The 16,063-nt window shown below is 46.6% G+C and carries 13 protein-coding genes; 5 read left to right on the top strand and 8 right to left on the bottom strand.

The window, feature by feature from the left end:
- Window positions 1-55 precede the first annotated feature (55 nt).
- Window positions 56-1,327, top strand: coding sequence for an O-acetylhomoserine aminocarboxypropyltransferase/cysteine synthase family protein (locus KO518_RS15760; protein ID WP_216026740.1), 1,272 nt, complete (start codon window positions 56-58; stop codon window positions 1,325-1,327).
- Between the two features lie 170 nt (window positions 1,328-1,497).
- Window positions 1,498-2,481, top strand: a complete 984-nt coding sequence (locus tag KO518_RS15755; protein ID WP_252736145.1) for a polysaccharide lyase family 7 protein — start codon at window positions 1,498-1,500, stop codon at window positions 2,479-2,481.
- A 52-nt stretch (window positions 2,482-2,533) separates the two neighbouring features.
- Here the strand turns inward: KO518_RS15755 and KO518_RS15750 are convergent, their stop codons facing one another.
- Window positions 2,534-3,772 carry a polysaccharide lyase family 7 protein gene (locus KO518_RS15750; protein WP_252736144.1) on the bottom strand — a complete coding sequence of 413 codons (1,239 nt, stop codon included), beginning with the start codon at window positions 3,770-3,772 and terminating at the stop codon, window positions 2,534-2,536.
- Window positions 3,773-4,064: 292 nt separating this feature from the next.
- The gene (locus KO518_RS15745) at window positions 4,065-4,970 is read right to left on the bottom strand and encodes a LysR family transcriptional regulator (protein WP_216026738.1); all 906 of its coding nucleotides are present in this window, start codon (window positions 4,968-4,970) and stop codon (window positions 4,065-4,067) included.
- Window positions 4,971-5,093: 123 nt separating this feature from the next.
- Here KO518_RS15745 and KO518_RS15740 point away from each other — a divergent pair, with 123 nt between their 5' ends.
- Together KO518_RS15740 and KO518_RS15735 are read left to right on the top strand one after the other, a co-directional pair.
- Entirely contained in the window at window positions 5,094-6,248 is a 1,155-nt protein-coding gene (locus KO518_RS15740) for an iron-containing alcohol dehydrogenase (protein ID WP_216026737.1), read from the top strand.
- A 150-nt stretch (window positions 6,249-6,398) separates the two neighbouring features.
- Complete coding sequence (locus tag KO518_RS15735; RefSeq protein WP_216026736.1) at window positions 6,399-7,703, top strand: porin; 1,305 nt, start codon at window positions 6,399-6,401, stop codon at window positions 7,701-7,703.
- Between the two features lie 69 nt (window positions 7,704-7,772).
- Here the strand turns inward: KO518_RS15735 and KO518_RS15730 are convergent, their stop codons facing one another.
- The 4 genes from KO518_RS15730 to KO518_RS15715 all read right to left on the bottom strand — a co-directional run bounded on the left by KO518_RS15730 (window position 7,773) and on the right by KO518_RS15715 (window position 11,665).
- Window positions 7,773-8,294, bottom strand: a complete 522-nt coding sequence (locus KO518_RS15730) for a protein tyrosine phosphatase family protein (RefSeq protein ID WP_216026735.1) — start codon at window positions 8,292-8,294, stop codon at window positions 7,773-7,775.
- A 166-nt stretch (window positions 8,295-8,460) separates the two neighbouring features.
- Window positions 8,461-9,345 carry a sugar phosphate isomerase/epimerase gene (locus tag KO518_RS15725; RefSeq protein ID WP_252736143.1) on the bottom strand — a complete coding sequence of 295 codons (885 nt, stop codon included), beginning with the start codon at window positions 9,343-9,345 and terminating at the stop codon, window positions 8,461-8,463.
- The gene (locus KO518_RS15720; protein ID WP_216026734.1) at window positions 9,342-11,072 is read right to left on the bottom strand and encodes a GMC oxidoreductase; all 1,731 of its coding nucleotides are present in this window, start codon (window positions 11,070-11,072) and stop codon (window positions 9,342-9,344) included. The genes KO518_RS15725 and KO518_RS15720 overlap by 4 nt, the downstream gene beginning before the upstream one ends.
- A 20-nt stretch (window positions 11,073-11,092) precedes the next feature.
- Window positions 11,093-11,665, bottom strand: coding sequence for a gluconate 2-dehydrogenase subunit 3 family protein (locus KO518_RS15715; RefSeq protein ID WP_216026733.1), 573 nt, complete (start codon window positions 11,663-11,665; stop codon window positions 11,093-11,095).
- A 339-nt stretch (window positions 11,666-12,004) separates the two neighbouring features.
- Between KO518_RS15715 and KO518_RS15710 the strand changes: the two genes are divergently transcribed.
- Window positions 12,005-12,994: a LacI family DNA-binding transcriptional regulator gene (locus KO518_RS15710; RefSeq protein WP_216026732.1), complete on the top strand. Its 990-nt coding sequence runs from the start codon at window positions 12,005-12,007 to the stop codon at window positions 12,992-12,994.
- Between the two features lie 74 nt (window positions 12,995-13,068).
- Here KO518_RS15710 and KO518_RS15705 read toward each other — a convergent pair whose 3' ends face one another.
- Both KO518_RS15705 and KO518_RS15700 read right to left on the bottom strand, forming a co-directional pair.
- Window positions 13,069-14,220, bottom strand: a complete 1,152-nt coding sequence (locus tag KO518_RS15705) for an AGE family epimerase/isomerase (protein ID WP_216026731.1) — start codon at window positions 14,218-14,220, stop codon at window positions 13,069-13,071.
- Between the two features lie 390 nt (window positions 14,221-14,610).
- On the bottom strand, window positions 14,611-15,987 hold the full coding sequence (locus KO518_RS15700) for an alkaline phosphatase PhoX (protein ID WP_216026730.1): 1,377 nt from the start codon (window positions 15,985-15,987) through the stop codon (window positions 14,611-14,613).
- Window positions 15,988-16,063 lie beyond the last annotated feature (76 nt).

Raw genomic sequence — 16,063 nt, 5'->3', positions numbered from 1 at the left:
GTCACAAATACGAAGTAACAACTGTTTAAACGCTTTTTTTACAATGAGAATGACGATGAAACTTGAATCTATAGCGCTGCACGAAGGATACAAATCTGAGGAAACGACGAAGGCTGCGGCGGTACCCATTTACCAGACTACCTCTTATACCTTTGACGATACTCAGCACGGTGCTGATTTATTCAATTTGGCCGTGCCGGGAAATATCTATACGCGAATTATGAACCCAACCACAGACGTGCTTGAAAAACGGGTTGCGGCGATGGAAGGCGGAATTGGCGCTTTGGCTGTATCATCGGGTATGGCTGCTATCACTTATGCAATACAATGTCTCACTGAAGTGGGTGATAACATTGTGAGTACCAGCCAGCTTTACGGCGGTACTTACAATTTATTCGCCCATTCGTTTCCTCGCCAGGGCGTAGACGTAAAGATGGTATCGTTTGACGATTTTGATGGCTTTGAAGCTGCAATCGACGATAAAACCAAAGCTGTTTTTTGTGAATCAATTGGCAACCCTGCGGGCAATGTAGTAGATATTCAACGCTTATCAGAGATCGCACATCGCCACGGAGTGCCCGTTATCGTTGATAATACCGTTGCAACACCGTATTTGTGCCGTCCTTTCGAGTTGGGTGCTGACATAGTTGTGCATTCGCTGACAAAATATATGGGCGGTCACGGTACTTCAATTGGTGGCATTATTGTTGACTCAGGAAAGTTTGATTGGGTCGCAAATAAAACCCGTTTTCCAGTCATGAATGAGCCGGATCCGTCGTATCATGATGTGGTTTATACCGAGGCGTTGGGAGAGGCTGCCTATATCGGACGTTGTCGCGTGGTGCCGCTTCGCAATACTGGTGCTGCTATTTCTCCAATGAATTCTTTTCAGATTATGCAGGGTTTGGAAACACTGGGGTTACGCATGGACAGGCACTGCGAGAACGCTCAGAAACTGGCTGAGTATTTGGAAAAGCATCCAAAGGTTCAATGGGTAAATTACGCCGGGTTGCCGATCAGTCCGCACTTTGAAAATTGTCAGAAAGTGACAGGGGGGAGAGCATCAGGCATTTTGAGTTTCGGTATTTCAGGTGGCCTAGAAGCATGCAGTCGATTTATTGATGCGCTTGAAATGATTTTGCGCCTTGTAAACATAGGTGATGCAAAGTCGCTGGCATGCCACCCGGCGTCAACCACGCATAGGCAATTGAATAGTGAAGAGCTGGAAAAAGCCGGTGTGAGCGAGGATTTGGTGCGAATTTCTGTGGGAATTGAACACATAGACGACATTATTGCTGATGTTTCTCAAGCGCTTGATAAAGCATAAAAGGCAATTCGATAAATCAGGCATCCACGGTTAGTGCATGTCTGTTTTTTTTGCCCAAAAAAGCGAAAGGAGTATTGGCGCTTGTCCAGTTTGTAAATGACTTGTTGATTTGGTCTTTGTAATCGGTTAAAACGTTTTTTTGAAATCCCTGTTACCAAATTGGATGACCAATGAGAAGTATGATTCCCTACGCAATTCGCTTTTCCCTTGTAGCTACAATTTTGTTTGCTTCAAATAGCAAGGGAGAAGAACAGACTTCCATATTGTCTGCCGCCTCTCACCAGGCGTTAGCAGATGGCGTGCTGTTAGGCAATCCTGATTTGTTAAACCCCAATAGTGCGCCCAGTGAGAACTTTGATCTATTGGGATGGAGTTTAACCTTGCCCACAGACGTGAATAAAGACGGTAAAGCCGATTTGGTTTATGAAAAGCCGCTAAGTAACCAGTTCGAAGTCAAGCCTTTATTTTACACTGCGAGTGATGGTGGAATGGTTTTCGCTTGTCCCAACGTGGGAGCGAAAACGTCGAAGAATACCAAATATGCCCGTACTGAATTAAGGCAAATGTTAAGGCGTGGCAATGCTCGAATTAACACCCAGGGAATCACTGAAAACAATTGGGTGTTCAGCGGTGCACATAGCTCCTTGCGGCGCAAAGCGGGCGCAGTTGAAGGAAGCCTGGAGGCGACATTGGCCGTGAATCGTGTATCTGTAACTGGCGATGAAAAAAAAGTAGGGCGAGTCATTATTGGCCAGATCCACGCCACCGACGACGAACCCATTCGACTTTATTATCGCAAGCTACCAAACAATGAAAGAGGGTCAGTGTATTTTGCCCACGAAATTAACGGCGGAGACGATGTGTGGGTGAATTTGATCGGGTCTCGTTCACACACAATACCGGATCCTGAAGACGGTATTGCACTGAATGAACCATTTAGTTACAAAATTACTGTTGAAAACAATGTATTGCATGTCACGTTGATAAGAACAGGTAAAGCGAATGTGACTAAGTCTTATGATATGTCAGAAAGTGGCTACTTCGGGGGGCACCAATATATGTATTTTAAAGCGGGTGTATACAATCAAAATAACAGCGGCGATAAACGAGACTACGTGCAGGCCACTTTCTACCATCTTCAATACGAGCATTGAGGATTGTCTTACCAAGCCTGCCACATAAAGTGGCAGGTTTTTTTATGTCTTGTTATTCGCTAAATATATAGCCAGTATGGCTATTGCGTATTGTGTAAAACGTGGCTTGAGCAAATTCATCCGGGTCGCTTGAATTGTTTACGTGATAAACACCTACTTTAAAATACTGGTACTGACCGCTATCGTCGTAACCACTATCTGCCATGTCGTAATGGGCGACAACGTCTTCTTTGCCGTTGCGGCTTATGGTTACCGTAAGCAAATTGTCATCTACTGAAATGTGATAATCGAAGCGCTCATCAAGGGCGATGCCATCAGATGGGTTTGAGGCATCATTGGCACGGCTTCCAATCATTTCTACATAAGTTTCAATATTATCACCGTTGCCGTCTGTTCCCCTGCTCTCGTGAGCAAAGTACACCGACCCTCTTTCATTGTTTGGTAATTTGCGATAATAAAGTCGAATGGGTTCGTCGTCATTGGCGTGGATCTGGCCGATGATAACGCGACCAATCTGGTAGTTTTCACCGCTGGTGGTAACTTCATTAACCGCCATGGAAACATGTAAGTTACCGTCGACACCGCCAGCCTGCTGTTGTGCCTGGGCGGCAGTACTACCAAATACCCAGTTGTTTTTGTTCACTCCCTGAGTGGATATGGCCGTGTTGCCCCGCCTGAGCATTTCTCTGAGTTCAACACGAACATATTGGGTATTTTGTGATGTTTTGTATCCGTAAGACGGTGAGCGCATGACTATGCCGCCGTCGGCACTGGCGTAGAAGAAATCAGAATGGGCATAGCCATTAGCAAGCACGGTTTCTGAAATACTATCAGAGCGACCGTTCTCGTCTTCGTCAATGGGAATACTTAAATACCAATCATTGAGTTCTATGCCAGTTTCAGAGGGGAGAGTAAGGGTAAATTTTCCTGTTTGTGCCTGGCATTCATAGACTTCCACTTCAACGATGCCGGCGGCTTCGCTGTCACCATCGACTGAGATGCGAACATAACGGGCTTGGCTTTCAGTTATTGGATAAAGCTCAAAACCGCCCTGTTGTGTGCTTGATGATAAAGTTTCACTGACCGGAAGCCACGAATCAGTATTGGTGGCCAAATCGATTGTAAAGCGGTTACTTTGTCGGGTGCTTTCAAACCACTTAATGGCCAGAGCCCCCACGTTTTTTTCGCTCCCAAGGTCTAGTAATAATTGTCCGTCATCACCACTAAATGCCCACCGGGATTGCACAAATGTATCGCCATCAATAGCGAGTGTCGTTGGGTACTCAGGCAAGCTGTTATCACTCCCGCTTACAGCTACAACGGGATGAACTTTACCGCTACACGTGTTACTTGTTGGAGGGTTTTGGTTAACCGGTCGTGAGTGGGGATTTGCTGTCGATGCACCGCCACTTCCGCATGCTGTCAGAAACGATGCCGCGCAGAGAAAAAAAGAGCAGCAAACTATTTGCGGCCACGCCACAGTTTTTGGTAGGGGAGATTTTTTATTAATCTTATCACCTATTGGTAAGTGAGGTTTTTTGTTATGTTAATTTTTTGTGAGTTGTTTGTCTAACCAATTCGATTCAAAAAGTGCCGTGATTTAAATTAATATTTGCAAACGCACTAATTACGTCTTTTGCGAAAGCTATTCGCGGGTGTTTCAGCGCACCTTTCTTCCATACCAGATAAATATAATTTTCAGGGCCAATCGGGCCTAGCTGAATTAATTCACCCTTAGAAACCGCATTTCTGCACAGGTAATCGGGAAGCACAGAGTAGCCAATACCAGCTCTAATCATGCTGGCGATAGCGCGGATATCAGGACAGACCGCAATCACATTAGACTCGCAGGGTGCATTGAAGACTTGCTGAAAATACTGCCTGACCAGTGGACGCTCCTGGTCATAGGTGACCAGGTTATAACTGTTTAATAGCTTTGCACTGATATCTTTGTCGAACAGCTGTTTTCCTTCTACGCGGTTCATGACCAACATTAACTTCTCTTTGTCCAGTACCGAAAAATCGAAGCGATTGCTGTCCGGAAGGGATGCTGCTATTGCAATATCTACCCGCTCTTCGTCCAGTGATTGATAGATATCTACCTTGTTGCCAATGTGCAGCACTACTTTGACATTGCCTGACTGGAGCAGGTTAGCCAGTTGCGGACCAGACACTTCACTGAGGTATTCTGCAGGGCCAGCGATGTTCACGGTACCCATTACCGCATTTGAGCGACTGCGTACGGAGGTAATTTTTTGCTCTAGAATATCGATGTGTGTTGATACCTGTAGCGCTAAATCATGTGCTACAGAAGTGGGCTCGACACCCCGGGCCTTTCGTTTGAAAAGCGGTTTGCCGATCACCGTTTCCATGGTTTGAATATGGGCGGTGACAGCGGGCTGTGACATGCCCAGATTGGATGCCGCTCGTGTTATGTTTTGTGCTCGATACACTTCAACAAAGGTTCTCAATTGTGTGAGGTAAGACATAGAAAGCCATAAAAAATCTGATTGCTGCTCTAAATTTTAGTGAATTCTCACCTTTGTACAACAGGCGTATGTTAGCTACCAAATTGTTGACTCAGTGAATTAATGAGAAGTGAGGGCTTTTTTATGTTGAATTTTACTTTTAAAAATCAGACGGAAATCCTGTTTGGTAAAGGGCAGGTGAGCGAAATAGCTTCACGACTGCCGATTGATGCTAACGTGCTGTTGTTATACGGCGGTGGTTCAATAAAGAAAAACGGTGTGTATGATCAGGTCACCGACGCATTGAAAAATACGCGTTTTGTCGAGTTTGCAGGTGTCGAGCCCAACCCTACTTTTGAAACACTAATGAAAGCGGTAAACGTGGTACGCGAGGAAAAAGTCAATTTTATTCTGGCTGTGGGGGGAGGCAGCGTAATCGACGGCGCTAAATTCATTGCTGCAGCACATAATTTTGAGGGTGATGCATGGGATATTCTTACCAAAAAAGCAGCATTTGAAAACCCGCTGCCAGTGGGAGCGGTGCTGACATTGCCGGCCACAGGCTCAGAGAGTAACGGCAACTCAGTGGTAACAAAGAAAGCAACATCACAGAAACGGGCCTTTGGATCGCCAACGCTACAACCTGTATTTGCTGTGTTAGATCCGGTTTATACTTTTTCACTGCCCACCAGGCAAGTGAGCAATGGTGTGGTGGATGCGTTTGTTCACGTTATCGAGCAATATCTGACGTATTCTGTGAATGCGCCGCTGCAAGATCGCTTTGCTGAAAGTATCTTGCAGACGCTGATTAGCGAAGGGCCGAAGGCGCTGGCAGAGCCAGAAAACTACGACGTCCGCGCCAACGTGATGTGGTCGGCAACCATGGCTCTTAATGGCCTCATTGGCGCAGGTGTCCCTCAGGATTGGTCAACTCATATGATAGGCCACGAATTGACGGCTCTGTACAATATGGATCACGCCCAAACTTTGGCCGTGGTTTTACCTGCACTAATGTACGTTCAACAGGATAAAAAGAAAGATAAGATCCTTCAGTTGGGTGAACGGGTATTTGGTATTGTCGACGGCAACGATGGTTCCCGCATAGACAGAACCATAAAAGCGGTTCAGGATTTCTTCGAGCAAATGGGAGTATCCACGCGTTTGTCGGGCTATGGCCTCGACGAAGAGGCTGTGGATGCTGCGGTGGCAAACCTCGAAAAGAACGGTTTGACGGCATTAGGTGAGCACGGGGATATTAATCTGGAAAAAGCCAGGGAAATACTTCGTTTGGCTGTTTAGCATAAATATCCCGTTTTGTATCGAATAGGGCGGTAAAAGACGCTATTTACCGCCATTTGTTTTAAAAGTAAGCAGTTGTCTTAAATGTTGTTGAAGGTTTGTTCGCTTATCAGTAGTATGCGGCGGCATTTTTTCAACGTAGAGATTTTCATGATACAACAAGCTTTTGTACGTAGTGCTTTATCACTTTCTATTGCCTGTTTTTTTTCTTCTTCTGTTTTCGCTGCGGGTTTTCAGGTTAACGAACACAGTGCTAACGGGCTTGGTCGCGCCATGGCAGGGCAAGCTGCGATGCCAGAAAACGCTTCTGTATTAGCGACAAACCCTGCGGCTTTGACAGCGTTTGACAAAGCACAGTTCAGTGGTCAGGTCAGTTATTTGAATCCCGAGGTAGACATTCGTGGGGAAATGACAACCTCGGTAGGTGGAAACACCATCACTTCAGATGCCAGTGAAGAAGATATTGCAAAAACAGCTGTAATTCCGTCGTTGTTTTACACTTCCGGGCTAAATGATAATCTGGCGTGGGGAGTCGGCCTGTTCACCAGTTACGGACTTGCCACTGAATACAGTGATGACTATAACGCGTTGCACTATGCTGATGAAGCCGAAATCGTATCCTTCACCGTGAACCCGGCCTTGGCCTATAAAGTGTCAGACACGCTGAGTTTGGGTGTTGGGGTGAACATCACCTATGCCGACGCTAAAATCAGTACATCTATTCCTCAGGTTTTCGGCACTGTTATGGGTAATTCTGCGCTGGGGAATTTAACCATCGTTGAGATGTCAGGTGATGACGTGGGCTATGGATGGAACATCGGTGTTTTCTGGCAACCTACGGATGCCACGAATTTAGCGTTAAGCTATCGCGCAGAAACCCAGTTGACGTTGGAAGGTGACATTAAATCTGATTTGGGCGTACTTATTCCCGATGTCGCTGAACTCTACAACCAGGGTGGTAGTTTGGATTTAAACTTTGCTGCGACTACGGAATTGGCCGTTGATCAGAAAATCAATCACAAGTGGTCGTTACAGGGGAGCATCAATTACACTGACTGGAGCACCTTTGATAAACTTGAAGCCAACCTGGACAGCGGTTATGACTTATTGCTGAAGCAAGAAGATTTTGAAGATACATGGCGAGTGAGTGCAGGTGTAACGTATTTGTACAACGACGCATTCACGTTGCGGGCAGGTTATGCCTACGATGAAGGTGCGGTTAGCTATGCCCATCGGTCATTGAGTATTCCTGATACCGACCGTCATTGGGTAAGTGCAGGGGCGACGTATTCGCTCACCGACAACACCAATATTGATGTCGCTTATGTTTACATTAAAGGTCGTGAAGCGGACGTGAGCCAGCAACGTGCTATCGGCTCGATTCAAAGTGATCTCACAGCTACCGAACACGCTAAAGCACATATATTCAGTGTACAGGTAAACACCGCCTTTTAAGCCCGCGTTGTTTCATGGGGGTAACGAAAGCCCGTTGACAGGTTGTCGTCAGCGGGCTTTTTTTATGCATTACTTGGATGCGGTCACGCTGGTGGAAATATGAGTACCGTGGACCTTATTGTACTCTTTCAGCACATTTTGAATAAATGCCAGCCAGACTTCGTTCGGTTGCCAGGTTTTGAGCATCTCTGCCTTCATTGCTCTTTCGTCCTCGCCTTGGACAGTAATGCGATAAAGGTAAGTAAACACCGAGCCTCGCCAGTTGAGTTTACAGTGAGTGAGTACCAGACCGCCGTCGTTGTGAGCTTCACTAACCTCATGGGCATAGTCAGAAAAATTTTCATAAGTGGGGTTGTCCCACACAACCTGAATGTTGTGGTAATTCATGCCCAAGTTGCGCACTGAGTGACGCTCCTCGTCTCTGTCACCTGGTATCAAATCGATAACATGAGTCACGCCCAATGCATTGAGTCGGGAAAGGTGGATGTCATCGGGCAAGCCGGCACTGACCATGTTCGGACTGTTAATCTGGAAGTTTGTCAAATCTGCCAGGACAGAAAGTGGACTCAGAGAGCCTGATGATTGTGCCATTGCCGCAACAGAACACCCGCAGATAAAACAACTAAAAAGTAATAAAAGACGTGTCAGCATAGTATTACTTCCCTCTGGTAAAGAGTTCCACACTACACGTCTCTGTGGCGAATTCCTACTGGAAATACTGAATAGTAGCCTTAATTAGATGGTCAATATTCTACTGTTATTGTGCTTGTAAGACGTGGTCAAAGCCCTTCTTGCTAGCTTGCAGTGCTTCCATCGGGCGCATGCCGTTTGGGTAAGCTTCCTGTTCCAGAACAATCCAACTGGCCCCACCGTGTTTAACCGTTGCCGTGAAAATAGCCAACCAGTCGATATCATCTTGGCCTATTAGCGGGGTCGCGCCAGGTTGATTTTCAACATCAGATTTAAAGTGCGTTGTGAATATCCGTCCAGGATGAGCTTGTACAAAAGCGATGGGATCTTTTTGAGCATGAAGTGTCCAACCCACGTCTTGTTGAAGGATCACGCTATCTGGTGTGTTGGCCGCTATAAATTCATAGTAGCTGGTGCCCGCATAATCAGCCCATTCCTCTGCGTGGTTGTGATAACCAACCTGCATCTTGTAAGGCTTCAATCCGCGATCTATAGTTTTCAAATCGTCAATGAGTTCATGGACGCGGTCACCATCGAACGCGCGATCGTCCCAGGGAATGATGAGTGCTTGAATGCCCAAATGCTGATAAAAAGCTGCAGTATCGTCCAGATTTTCCATCAGTGTGGCTGTGCCAACATGGGCGCCACTGGCTTTTAGACCCAGTGAATCGAGATACGTTTTCAACCCTTTAGGGTCGTTGGTGTAAGGGCCAAAATCACCGGCGAACTCCACACCGTCAAAGCCCATGTCGGCGATTTGTTCTAGTGTGCCTTTAAAATCGGCTTTGAGTTCATCTTTTACCGACCAGAGTTGCACGCTAATACCCGGCATTGTTTCTCCGCTTATTTTTGATGATGGTTTCATCGTGTCCGACTTATCATCGCTACAGCCGGCTACTACAAGTGCTAAGACCAATGCCGACGCCTGTATAATTAATGCGCGTAATTTCATACTAGTTTTCCTGATTTGTAAGCTTTCACCGCATAGTCGACAGCTCTAGCAGTGATCGCCATAAAGGTAAGGGAAGGGTTGCCAACACCGCTGGAGCAGAAGCTCGCACCGTCGGTGACAAACAAGTTGGCGATGTCGTGGGTTTGATTGTACTTATTTAACACTGAGGTTTTAGGATCGTTCCCCATGCGGGCAGTCCCTACTTCATGAATGGCCAATCCCGGCGCATTGTTACGCAACCGTTTCTCAATATTGGTAAAGCCCGCTTTGCTCATCATAGATGCGCCAACATCTAAAGACCGTTCCATCATAATACGTTCGTTATCAGACCATTGGCAATTAATGTGTAACTGAGGAATGCCCCATTTGTCCTTTTTAGTGGCGTGTAGCGTTACCTGATTTTCTCTGTCTGGTAGCATTTCACCCTGGGTACCCAGACTCATCCGCCATGCCCCTGGCATGTGCAACTTTTGCTTAAATTCAGTGCCAAAACCTTCTGACGCGCCCATCGATTGCCAGTCTTCCCGGTAAGCCCCGCCGGCAAATGCGTAGCCGCGTTTGAAATCTTTGTGATACCGGGAAGGTTCGTAATGAAAATTGGGAATATATAAAGAAGCTGGCCTACGCCCGGTGTAGAATTCGTTTTCATAGCCATCGATGGATGCAGAAACCACCGCGTTGTAATTGTGATCCATTAAATATTGCCCCAACACACCTGAGCTATTCGCAATGCCGTTGGGGAAGCGCCGGGACCGACTGTTTAGCATTATCTGTGTGGTGCCCAGGGTGGAAGCACACAAAAATACAATTTTGCCAAAATATTCTCTTTGTTCTAGCGTCTCGTTATCTATCACACGCACGCCGGCTACACGGTTGTTTACTTCGTCGTAAATAAGACTTTCCACAACGCTGTTAGTGGCAATAGAGAGTTTGCCAGTAGCTACAGCGGCGGGCAGTGTAGCACTCTGAGTGGAGAAGTAAGCACCAAATGAACAACCTTTTTGACACTCGTTTCTGGCCTGACACTGAATTCTTCCAAGGGCCGTTTGTTGTGGTTGTGGTGCAGTGAGGTGCGCACAGCGACTGATAATCACAGGTTTGTCAGGCTCAAGTTTGGCCATTTTTTGCTTGAAGTCTCGCTCAGGCGCTGTCATTTCAAATGGGGGCTGAAATACGCTGTCGGGGAGTTGAGGTAAGCCTTCTGCAGAACCGCTAATCCCTACAAATCGTTCCACATATTCGTACCACGGGGCCAGATCTTCGTAGCGAATGGGCCAGTCGTTGCCGTGTCCGTCTGCCTTATTGGCCAAAAAGTCAAATTTACTCATGCGATAAGATTGCCGGTGCCAAAGCAGGGATTTACCACCGAGTTGGTTAGCGCGGATCCAACTGAATTCAGTACCTGGTTCAGTACTATAGGGATAAGCGCTATCGTCACTGAAAAAATGCTTGGTTCCATCGTGGAACGCATAGCATTGTTGCTGAATGTGATATTTTTTATCTTTCAGGGATTTATCCACTTTGGTACGAAACTCATACTGCCAGGGCGGCTTGCCCTCAGTGATGTAGTCTTTCCTGTGCTCAACGGCACGCCCCCTTTCAATCATTAGGGTTTTTAACCCGCGCTCAGTGAGTTCCTTAGCGGCCCAGCCTCCGGTCATGCCCGATCCAATGACGATGGCATCAAAAGTTTCACTGGTTTTATCGATATACAGTTCTTTGTTCATTTTGATTCCTGCAACTGAATTTAGTAATACGCTTTGGAGCTAAAGGCACTGCCCACACTGTCAAGGGGAACTGAACCTTTAAATCCGCCGGGCACAGCAAGGTATTTCAACTCTTTCGTGGCACCGGGTTCTGAGGTGTAGTAACCAAATACAATGAGTGACTTAACTAAGCGAAATGTATCGCGATGAATGTCTGAAAAAGGCGATGCGGCTTGTTCCAAATCAACAAGGATTTTGCGTTGCGTATCATATGAAATCTGCGGGAACGAGGAGGTGTCCTTGCCAACCTCAAGAAGGAAGGTGAGAAGATCTTCTACCTTGTTATAGTCGGCTTTGTCGTACACGTGTTGCAACTGGTGAACAACAAAGTGATGACAGAGTACATCCCGGGCACCCGGTGTGTCAGTGCGGGGAATAACATGATCTGCTATGTGTGCAAGCGTTTCTACAAGCGCCGGTGCCATGGTTAGAGATTCGGCTGTATCCGTTTCACGGAACTGCCCGGCAATGGCAAAAGCTTTGGGAGAGAAAATGGTTCCGGCTGCAGCGGATACACCGAACTGTTTAATGAGCTGTCGTCGAGAGAGAGTCATCGCGTTCCCCTTTATTTGTATATAAAATGTTGCATTAATTTAATTTGAAACCGGTTACATGTCTAGTGTTTTCGTGAAAAGTATTTTTATAATTTCAATTTATACATTTTTTTATTATTAAGTGATTGTTTTTATTTGTTTAGTTCGTGTTTTTTATTATGTTGACGGTTTTCAGTTTATTTCATCACTTTATTAACATTGACGCATTTTTAATTATTCTAATGTGAACGGTTACATTTTGCTTCCTGCCCGAGGGTTAATGCTGTTTACCGTGGTGTAGCGTGTCAATGCTTGATATGATTTTAGGGAATCTGTTGGTAAGAGATAAATACATAAATTATGGCCACAATAAGAGATGTTTCGCGGGAAGCGGGCTTGTCCATTGCCACCGTATCGAGGGCAATAAGTCATCCTGAAATGGTTTCTAAAGCGTCGCTGGTAAAAGTGTCAAAAGCGATAGAGAAACTTCAGTATAAGCCCAACTTAAGCTCGCAGAAATTCCGCAAACAGCGAACTTACACTATCGTAGTTTTAGTCCCAAACATTGCTAATCTGTTTTTTACCGAGGTGATTAGCGGCATAGAAGATGCAGCCGCGAAACACGGTTACCACGTATTGTTAGGTGATACCAGAGACAACCATCAACGGGAAAAGGATTTTATTGCTTTGGTTGAATCCAAACAGGCAGATGGACTCATACAACTGAGACCTCATCTGCCAGGGGTGTCTGATTCGTTTAGTCACCTCAAGGCTGTCAACGTTGCTGGTTGTGCCGGTACGCCTTATTCGTCGGTGCGTATCGACAATAAAGAAGCGGCAGAAAAAGCGGTAGGTTATCTGATTAGCCAGGGGCACACCCGTATTGGTGTGATCACGGGTCTCAAAGACAACTCGCATACCATCGAGCGATTACAGGGTTATCACAATGCGATGTCGGCAGCGGGACTCGTAGCAGACCCAACATGGACAATAGAAGGCGATTTTACATTGCTCTCCGGTTGGCAGGGTGCACAAGCATTTATGCGCCTAAAAGACAAGCCTACAGCTTTGTTTTGCATGAATGATGAAATGGCTATCGGTGCTATAAAAGCATTAAAAGAAAAAGGTGTATCGATTCCGGATACGCTGTCTGTGGTGGGCTTCGATGACTTGCCCTTTGCCAACTACTGTGATCCGGCTTTGACGACCATTCGCCAACCTGCAATGAATATGGGCGTGAAAGCCGCAGAAGTACTTTTTCAAATGATAGACGGTCAGGCTCCGCAACAATCTGAGTACGTGTTGCCTTTCGAGCTTATAGTGCGGGATAGTGTAAAGGCACCAAAGTAAAACACAGTCTTGTTGTCTTCGGAATTTGAACCAACGCAACATAGGCGGGGCATATGCCCCGCGATGAAAAGTATTTATGCAACTACAGCCCGCTTGGCCTCATAGTGCGCCATACATATGTGGTACAGGGAGCTGGCAGGCATTAATGGGTCGAGGATGTCTCCGTCAATATTGATGCTGTCGATGTACTGCTCAGGGCGAGCAGGATGCTGAAAACCAGCCATTAACTGTTCTATGGCAAAAGTGGCATCTTCTAAGTAGCGGTCGTGCTCAGGATGACGTTGCTTCATTACCAGTGCGGCTTTAATCCATTCCGTCATTGGCCAGCAACGGCTGGTTTGTGCGGGGGCGGAACCGTCCGGCTTCATGGTGTCTATTAGCCATTTGCCGCCTTTGGGCAACCCATACTGACGAGCGTGGGTGTAAAGGGTATCACAATATTCGCTCACATCCGTGCCGGTGATTTCCTGATATCGGTTTAGCAACCATACCCATTCCATCATGTGTCCGGGCTCAATGGTGTCACCAGTATTAGGGCAAACCGCCCAGTCTGCGGTGAAATATTCTACAATAACACCGTGCTTGGCATCGTAAAAATGGGCCTTAAATAGATCAAATATTTGGTTGGCGTATGCTTTCCAACGATTGTCACCAGTTACCAGATACAAGTTCATGAAGGCTTCAAATAAGTGCATATGGGGGTTTTGGCGACGCACGTCATGGGCGTAGGTCCCTTCTAACCAACCGCCATTGTCCGTGGCGAGCTTCTCGTCGAGATGAATGGCCAGCGCATTCGCTTTTTCTATGGCAGTCGCATCTTTTAATACATCATACTGCCAGGCGAAAGCCAGGAAAAAGAAGGCGATATCGTAAAGATCAGATACGTCTTTTTTTATGTTGTTATCTGCATCAATGACCATGGGGTAGAAACCGGGAAGGTAATCTGCGCACACTTCATTCACAAACTGATTGATACCGGCTACCTGCTCGGGTGCAGAGGAAATAAAACCGTTTTTCTGCCCATAGCACAAAGAGAAGATTTGTCGTGCTTGTACGCGAATGCGTTTATCAGCTTGCCAATCCGGCAGACCGTCTTCGGTAAAACGCTCAATGGCAGCCCCGTTTTTGTCAAACCCTTCTTTGCACCATTTGGGGAACAGAGCGTTAGCCAGCCAGTTTTCGAATTTATCTGCAGCGCCGTTAAAGCGTTGTTGCAATGCATTCATGTTGAGAAGTTACCTTATTTGAACGTTGTGAAAAAAGAGGATTACAAGGCACATAGTGTGTCTGAAGTTAATCGCTTGTGGCAAGTGCAATTTTGATCTGTACCCAATTAAACTGCGAAAAAAGTGAGATTCAGGAGCAAACGAATAATGATGCGTGGATAAAAAAACACCGCCGAGATGAGCGGCGGCGGTGTAAAAAATCCCGTTTTCACAGGTAGAGTAGTCGTACTGATAAAACAGAAAAAAGCGTCTCGTTGTTTAGCCAAAGACGGGCGCGTCTATGGCTAACAAGTAAAAATGCATTCCCTTATTTACCAACGAGTGTTAGTTTAATCTAAATGATAATTATTATCAAATAAAACTTTGGCTTTAATCCTTATTTCTATCGCCTTAACTATTCCGGGCCGTCCAAGGTCCGGTGATGGCAAGGGTTGCGGCTGGGGAAAACATGTTGACGAACAACGTGGAACCATCGGGAGAGAAACACGCGCCAGCCAGTTCCGTTTGTTTAAGCAACCGGGCAAAAGGGTATACCTCTCCGGCAGGGGTTACGCCTCGCAGATAGTTGTCTACCACCTCGGTATACTGATCTTCACATACAATTAAATCCCCAAAAGGAGATACCGTGAGGTTGTCACCAAAGTTAAAGAGCTTTTCGTCGTTGCTTTCCAAGAACAATTGTATGCGTCCGCGCGCATTGACTTCACCTTCCTGGCCTTCCGTTGTAGACGGCTGATAGCGCATGATCTGGCCGCATTTTTTGTTTCCGCCGTTTGTACAGCAAAAGTAGAGTTCTCCGTCGCCCCAGTGTATGCCCTCGCCGCGGGCGAACACGGTTGCGCCATCGGCCGCGCCACGCTTTCGAAGGTCATCATCAGGGCTGTCTGTGTCTTGTAAATCTACCCAGGAAACTGGCATCCATTGTTGTAGCGCCATGTTGTTATTTACCCAGTTTCTGCTGTCAAAATGTGGCTTGCCGTGCACAGCCAGTGCTTGCAGTTTACCGCCTCTGCTTAACTGACCTGGTACGTGAGGGATAAAACGGTAGAATAAACTGTCACCCCGATCTTCGGTCATGTAAACAATACCCGTTTTTGGATCGACAGCGGCAGCTTCATGGTTGAAGCGCCCCATTGCTTTTAGCGGTTCGGGCGTTACCATTCCGTTACTGTCTGCTGGTACTTCAAACACCCAGCCATGGGATTTTGCGTTTTCGCTCGAAGGCATTGCGACATTTTCTTCACATGTCAACCATGAACCCCACGGTGTTGCACCGCCTGCACAGTTGCGAATGGTGCCGCTCAAGCTGACAAATTCCCGTTCAACCTGAAGGGTTTTGAGGTTCACAATTAGCGTCGTTGTGCCGCCCGGCAGGGCAATGCCGTCAGGGTTTGTGTCATACGCCAGCTCGGTATTGCGCGAAGCAATAGAAGCCGGTTGTTTTTTCAGATCGGCGGGTTTCAGTTCATGATTGCGAACAAGGGCAACCCGCTCTTCATCTAACGCAAAACAGCCCATGCCGTCTGCATTGTCCGGGACGTGATAGTCATCGCTCATCGGGGTACCCAATTGCGATAGTACCCGGTACGAAAATCCTTCAGGGAGGGATAGTAAGCCTTTAGGATCGTGCACCAGCGGACCAAAACCCGTCGATAATTTAAGTTTTTTGGCCGTGTGAGCCACCGCGGCGTTAGCCAGCCCGGAAAAGGCTGAGGTTCCGGCCGCCAGGGCAGCCATGCCTAAAGTAAACTGTCGTCTGGTAATCATAGCTACCCTTTGGAGTGAATTGCGAATAAAAAAAATCCCACTGAAGTTGTTATAATATAACAGCTATTCAGTAGGA

The sequence above is a fragment of the Aestuariibacter sp. A3R04 genome (assembly GCF_018860805.1).
Lineage (GTDB): Bacteria > Pseudomonadota > Gammaproteobacteria > Enterobacterales > Alteromonadaceae > Alteromonas.
Note: the sequence above shows the minus strand (reverse complement) of the source record. Positions and strands in the feature narration are given on the sequence as shown.

Coding starts and splice junctions, on each gene's coding strand:
- KO518_RS15760 (WP_216026740.1), top strand. CDS start 56: ATGAAACTTGAATCTATAGCGCTGCACGAAGGATACAAATCTGAGGAA.
- KO518_RS15755 (WP_252736145.1), top strand. CDS start 1,498: ATGAGAAGTATGATTCCCTACGCAATTCGCTTTTCCCTTGTAGCTACA.
- KO518_RS15745 (WP_216026738.1), bottom strand. CDS start 4,970: ATGTCTTACCTCACACAATTGAGAACCTTTGTTGAAGTGTATCGAGCA.
- KO518_RS15740 (WP_216026737.1), top strand. CDS start 5,094: ATGTTGAATTTTACTTTTAAAAATCAGACGGAAATCCTGTTTGGTAAA.
- KO518_RS15735 (WP_216026736.1), top strand. CDS start 6,399: ATGATACAACAAGCTTTTGTACGTAGTGCTTTATCACTTTCTATTGCC.
- KO518_RS15730 (WP_216026735.1), bottom strand. CDS start 8,294: ATGGCACAATCATCAGGCTCTCTGAGTCCACTTTCTGTCCTGGCAGAT.
- KO518_RS15725 (WP_252736143.1), bottom strand. CDS start 9,345: ATGAAATTACGCGCATTAATTATACAGGCGTCGGCATTGGTCTTAGCA.
- KO518_RS15720 (WP_216026734.1), bottom strand. CDS start 11,072: ATGAACAAAGAACTGTATATCGATAAAACCAGTGAAACTTTTGATGCC.
- KO518_RS15715 (WP_216026733.1), bottom strand. CDS start 11,665: ATGACTCTCTCTCGACGACAGCTCATTAAACAGTTCGGTGTATCCGCT.
- KO518_RS15710 (WP_216026732.1), top strand. CDS start 12,005: ATGGCCACAATAAGAGATGTTTCGCGGGAAGCGGGCTTGTCCATTGCC.
- KO518_RS15705 (WP_216026731.1), bottom strand. CDS start 14,220: ATGAATGCATTGCAACAACGCTTTAACGGCGCTGCAGATAAATTCGAA.
- KO518_RS15700 (WP_216026730.1), bottom strand. CDS start 15,987: ATGATTACCAGACGACAGTTTACTTTAGGCATGGCTGCCCTGGCGGCC.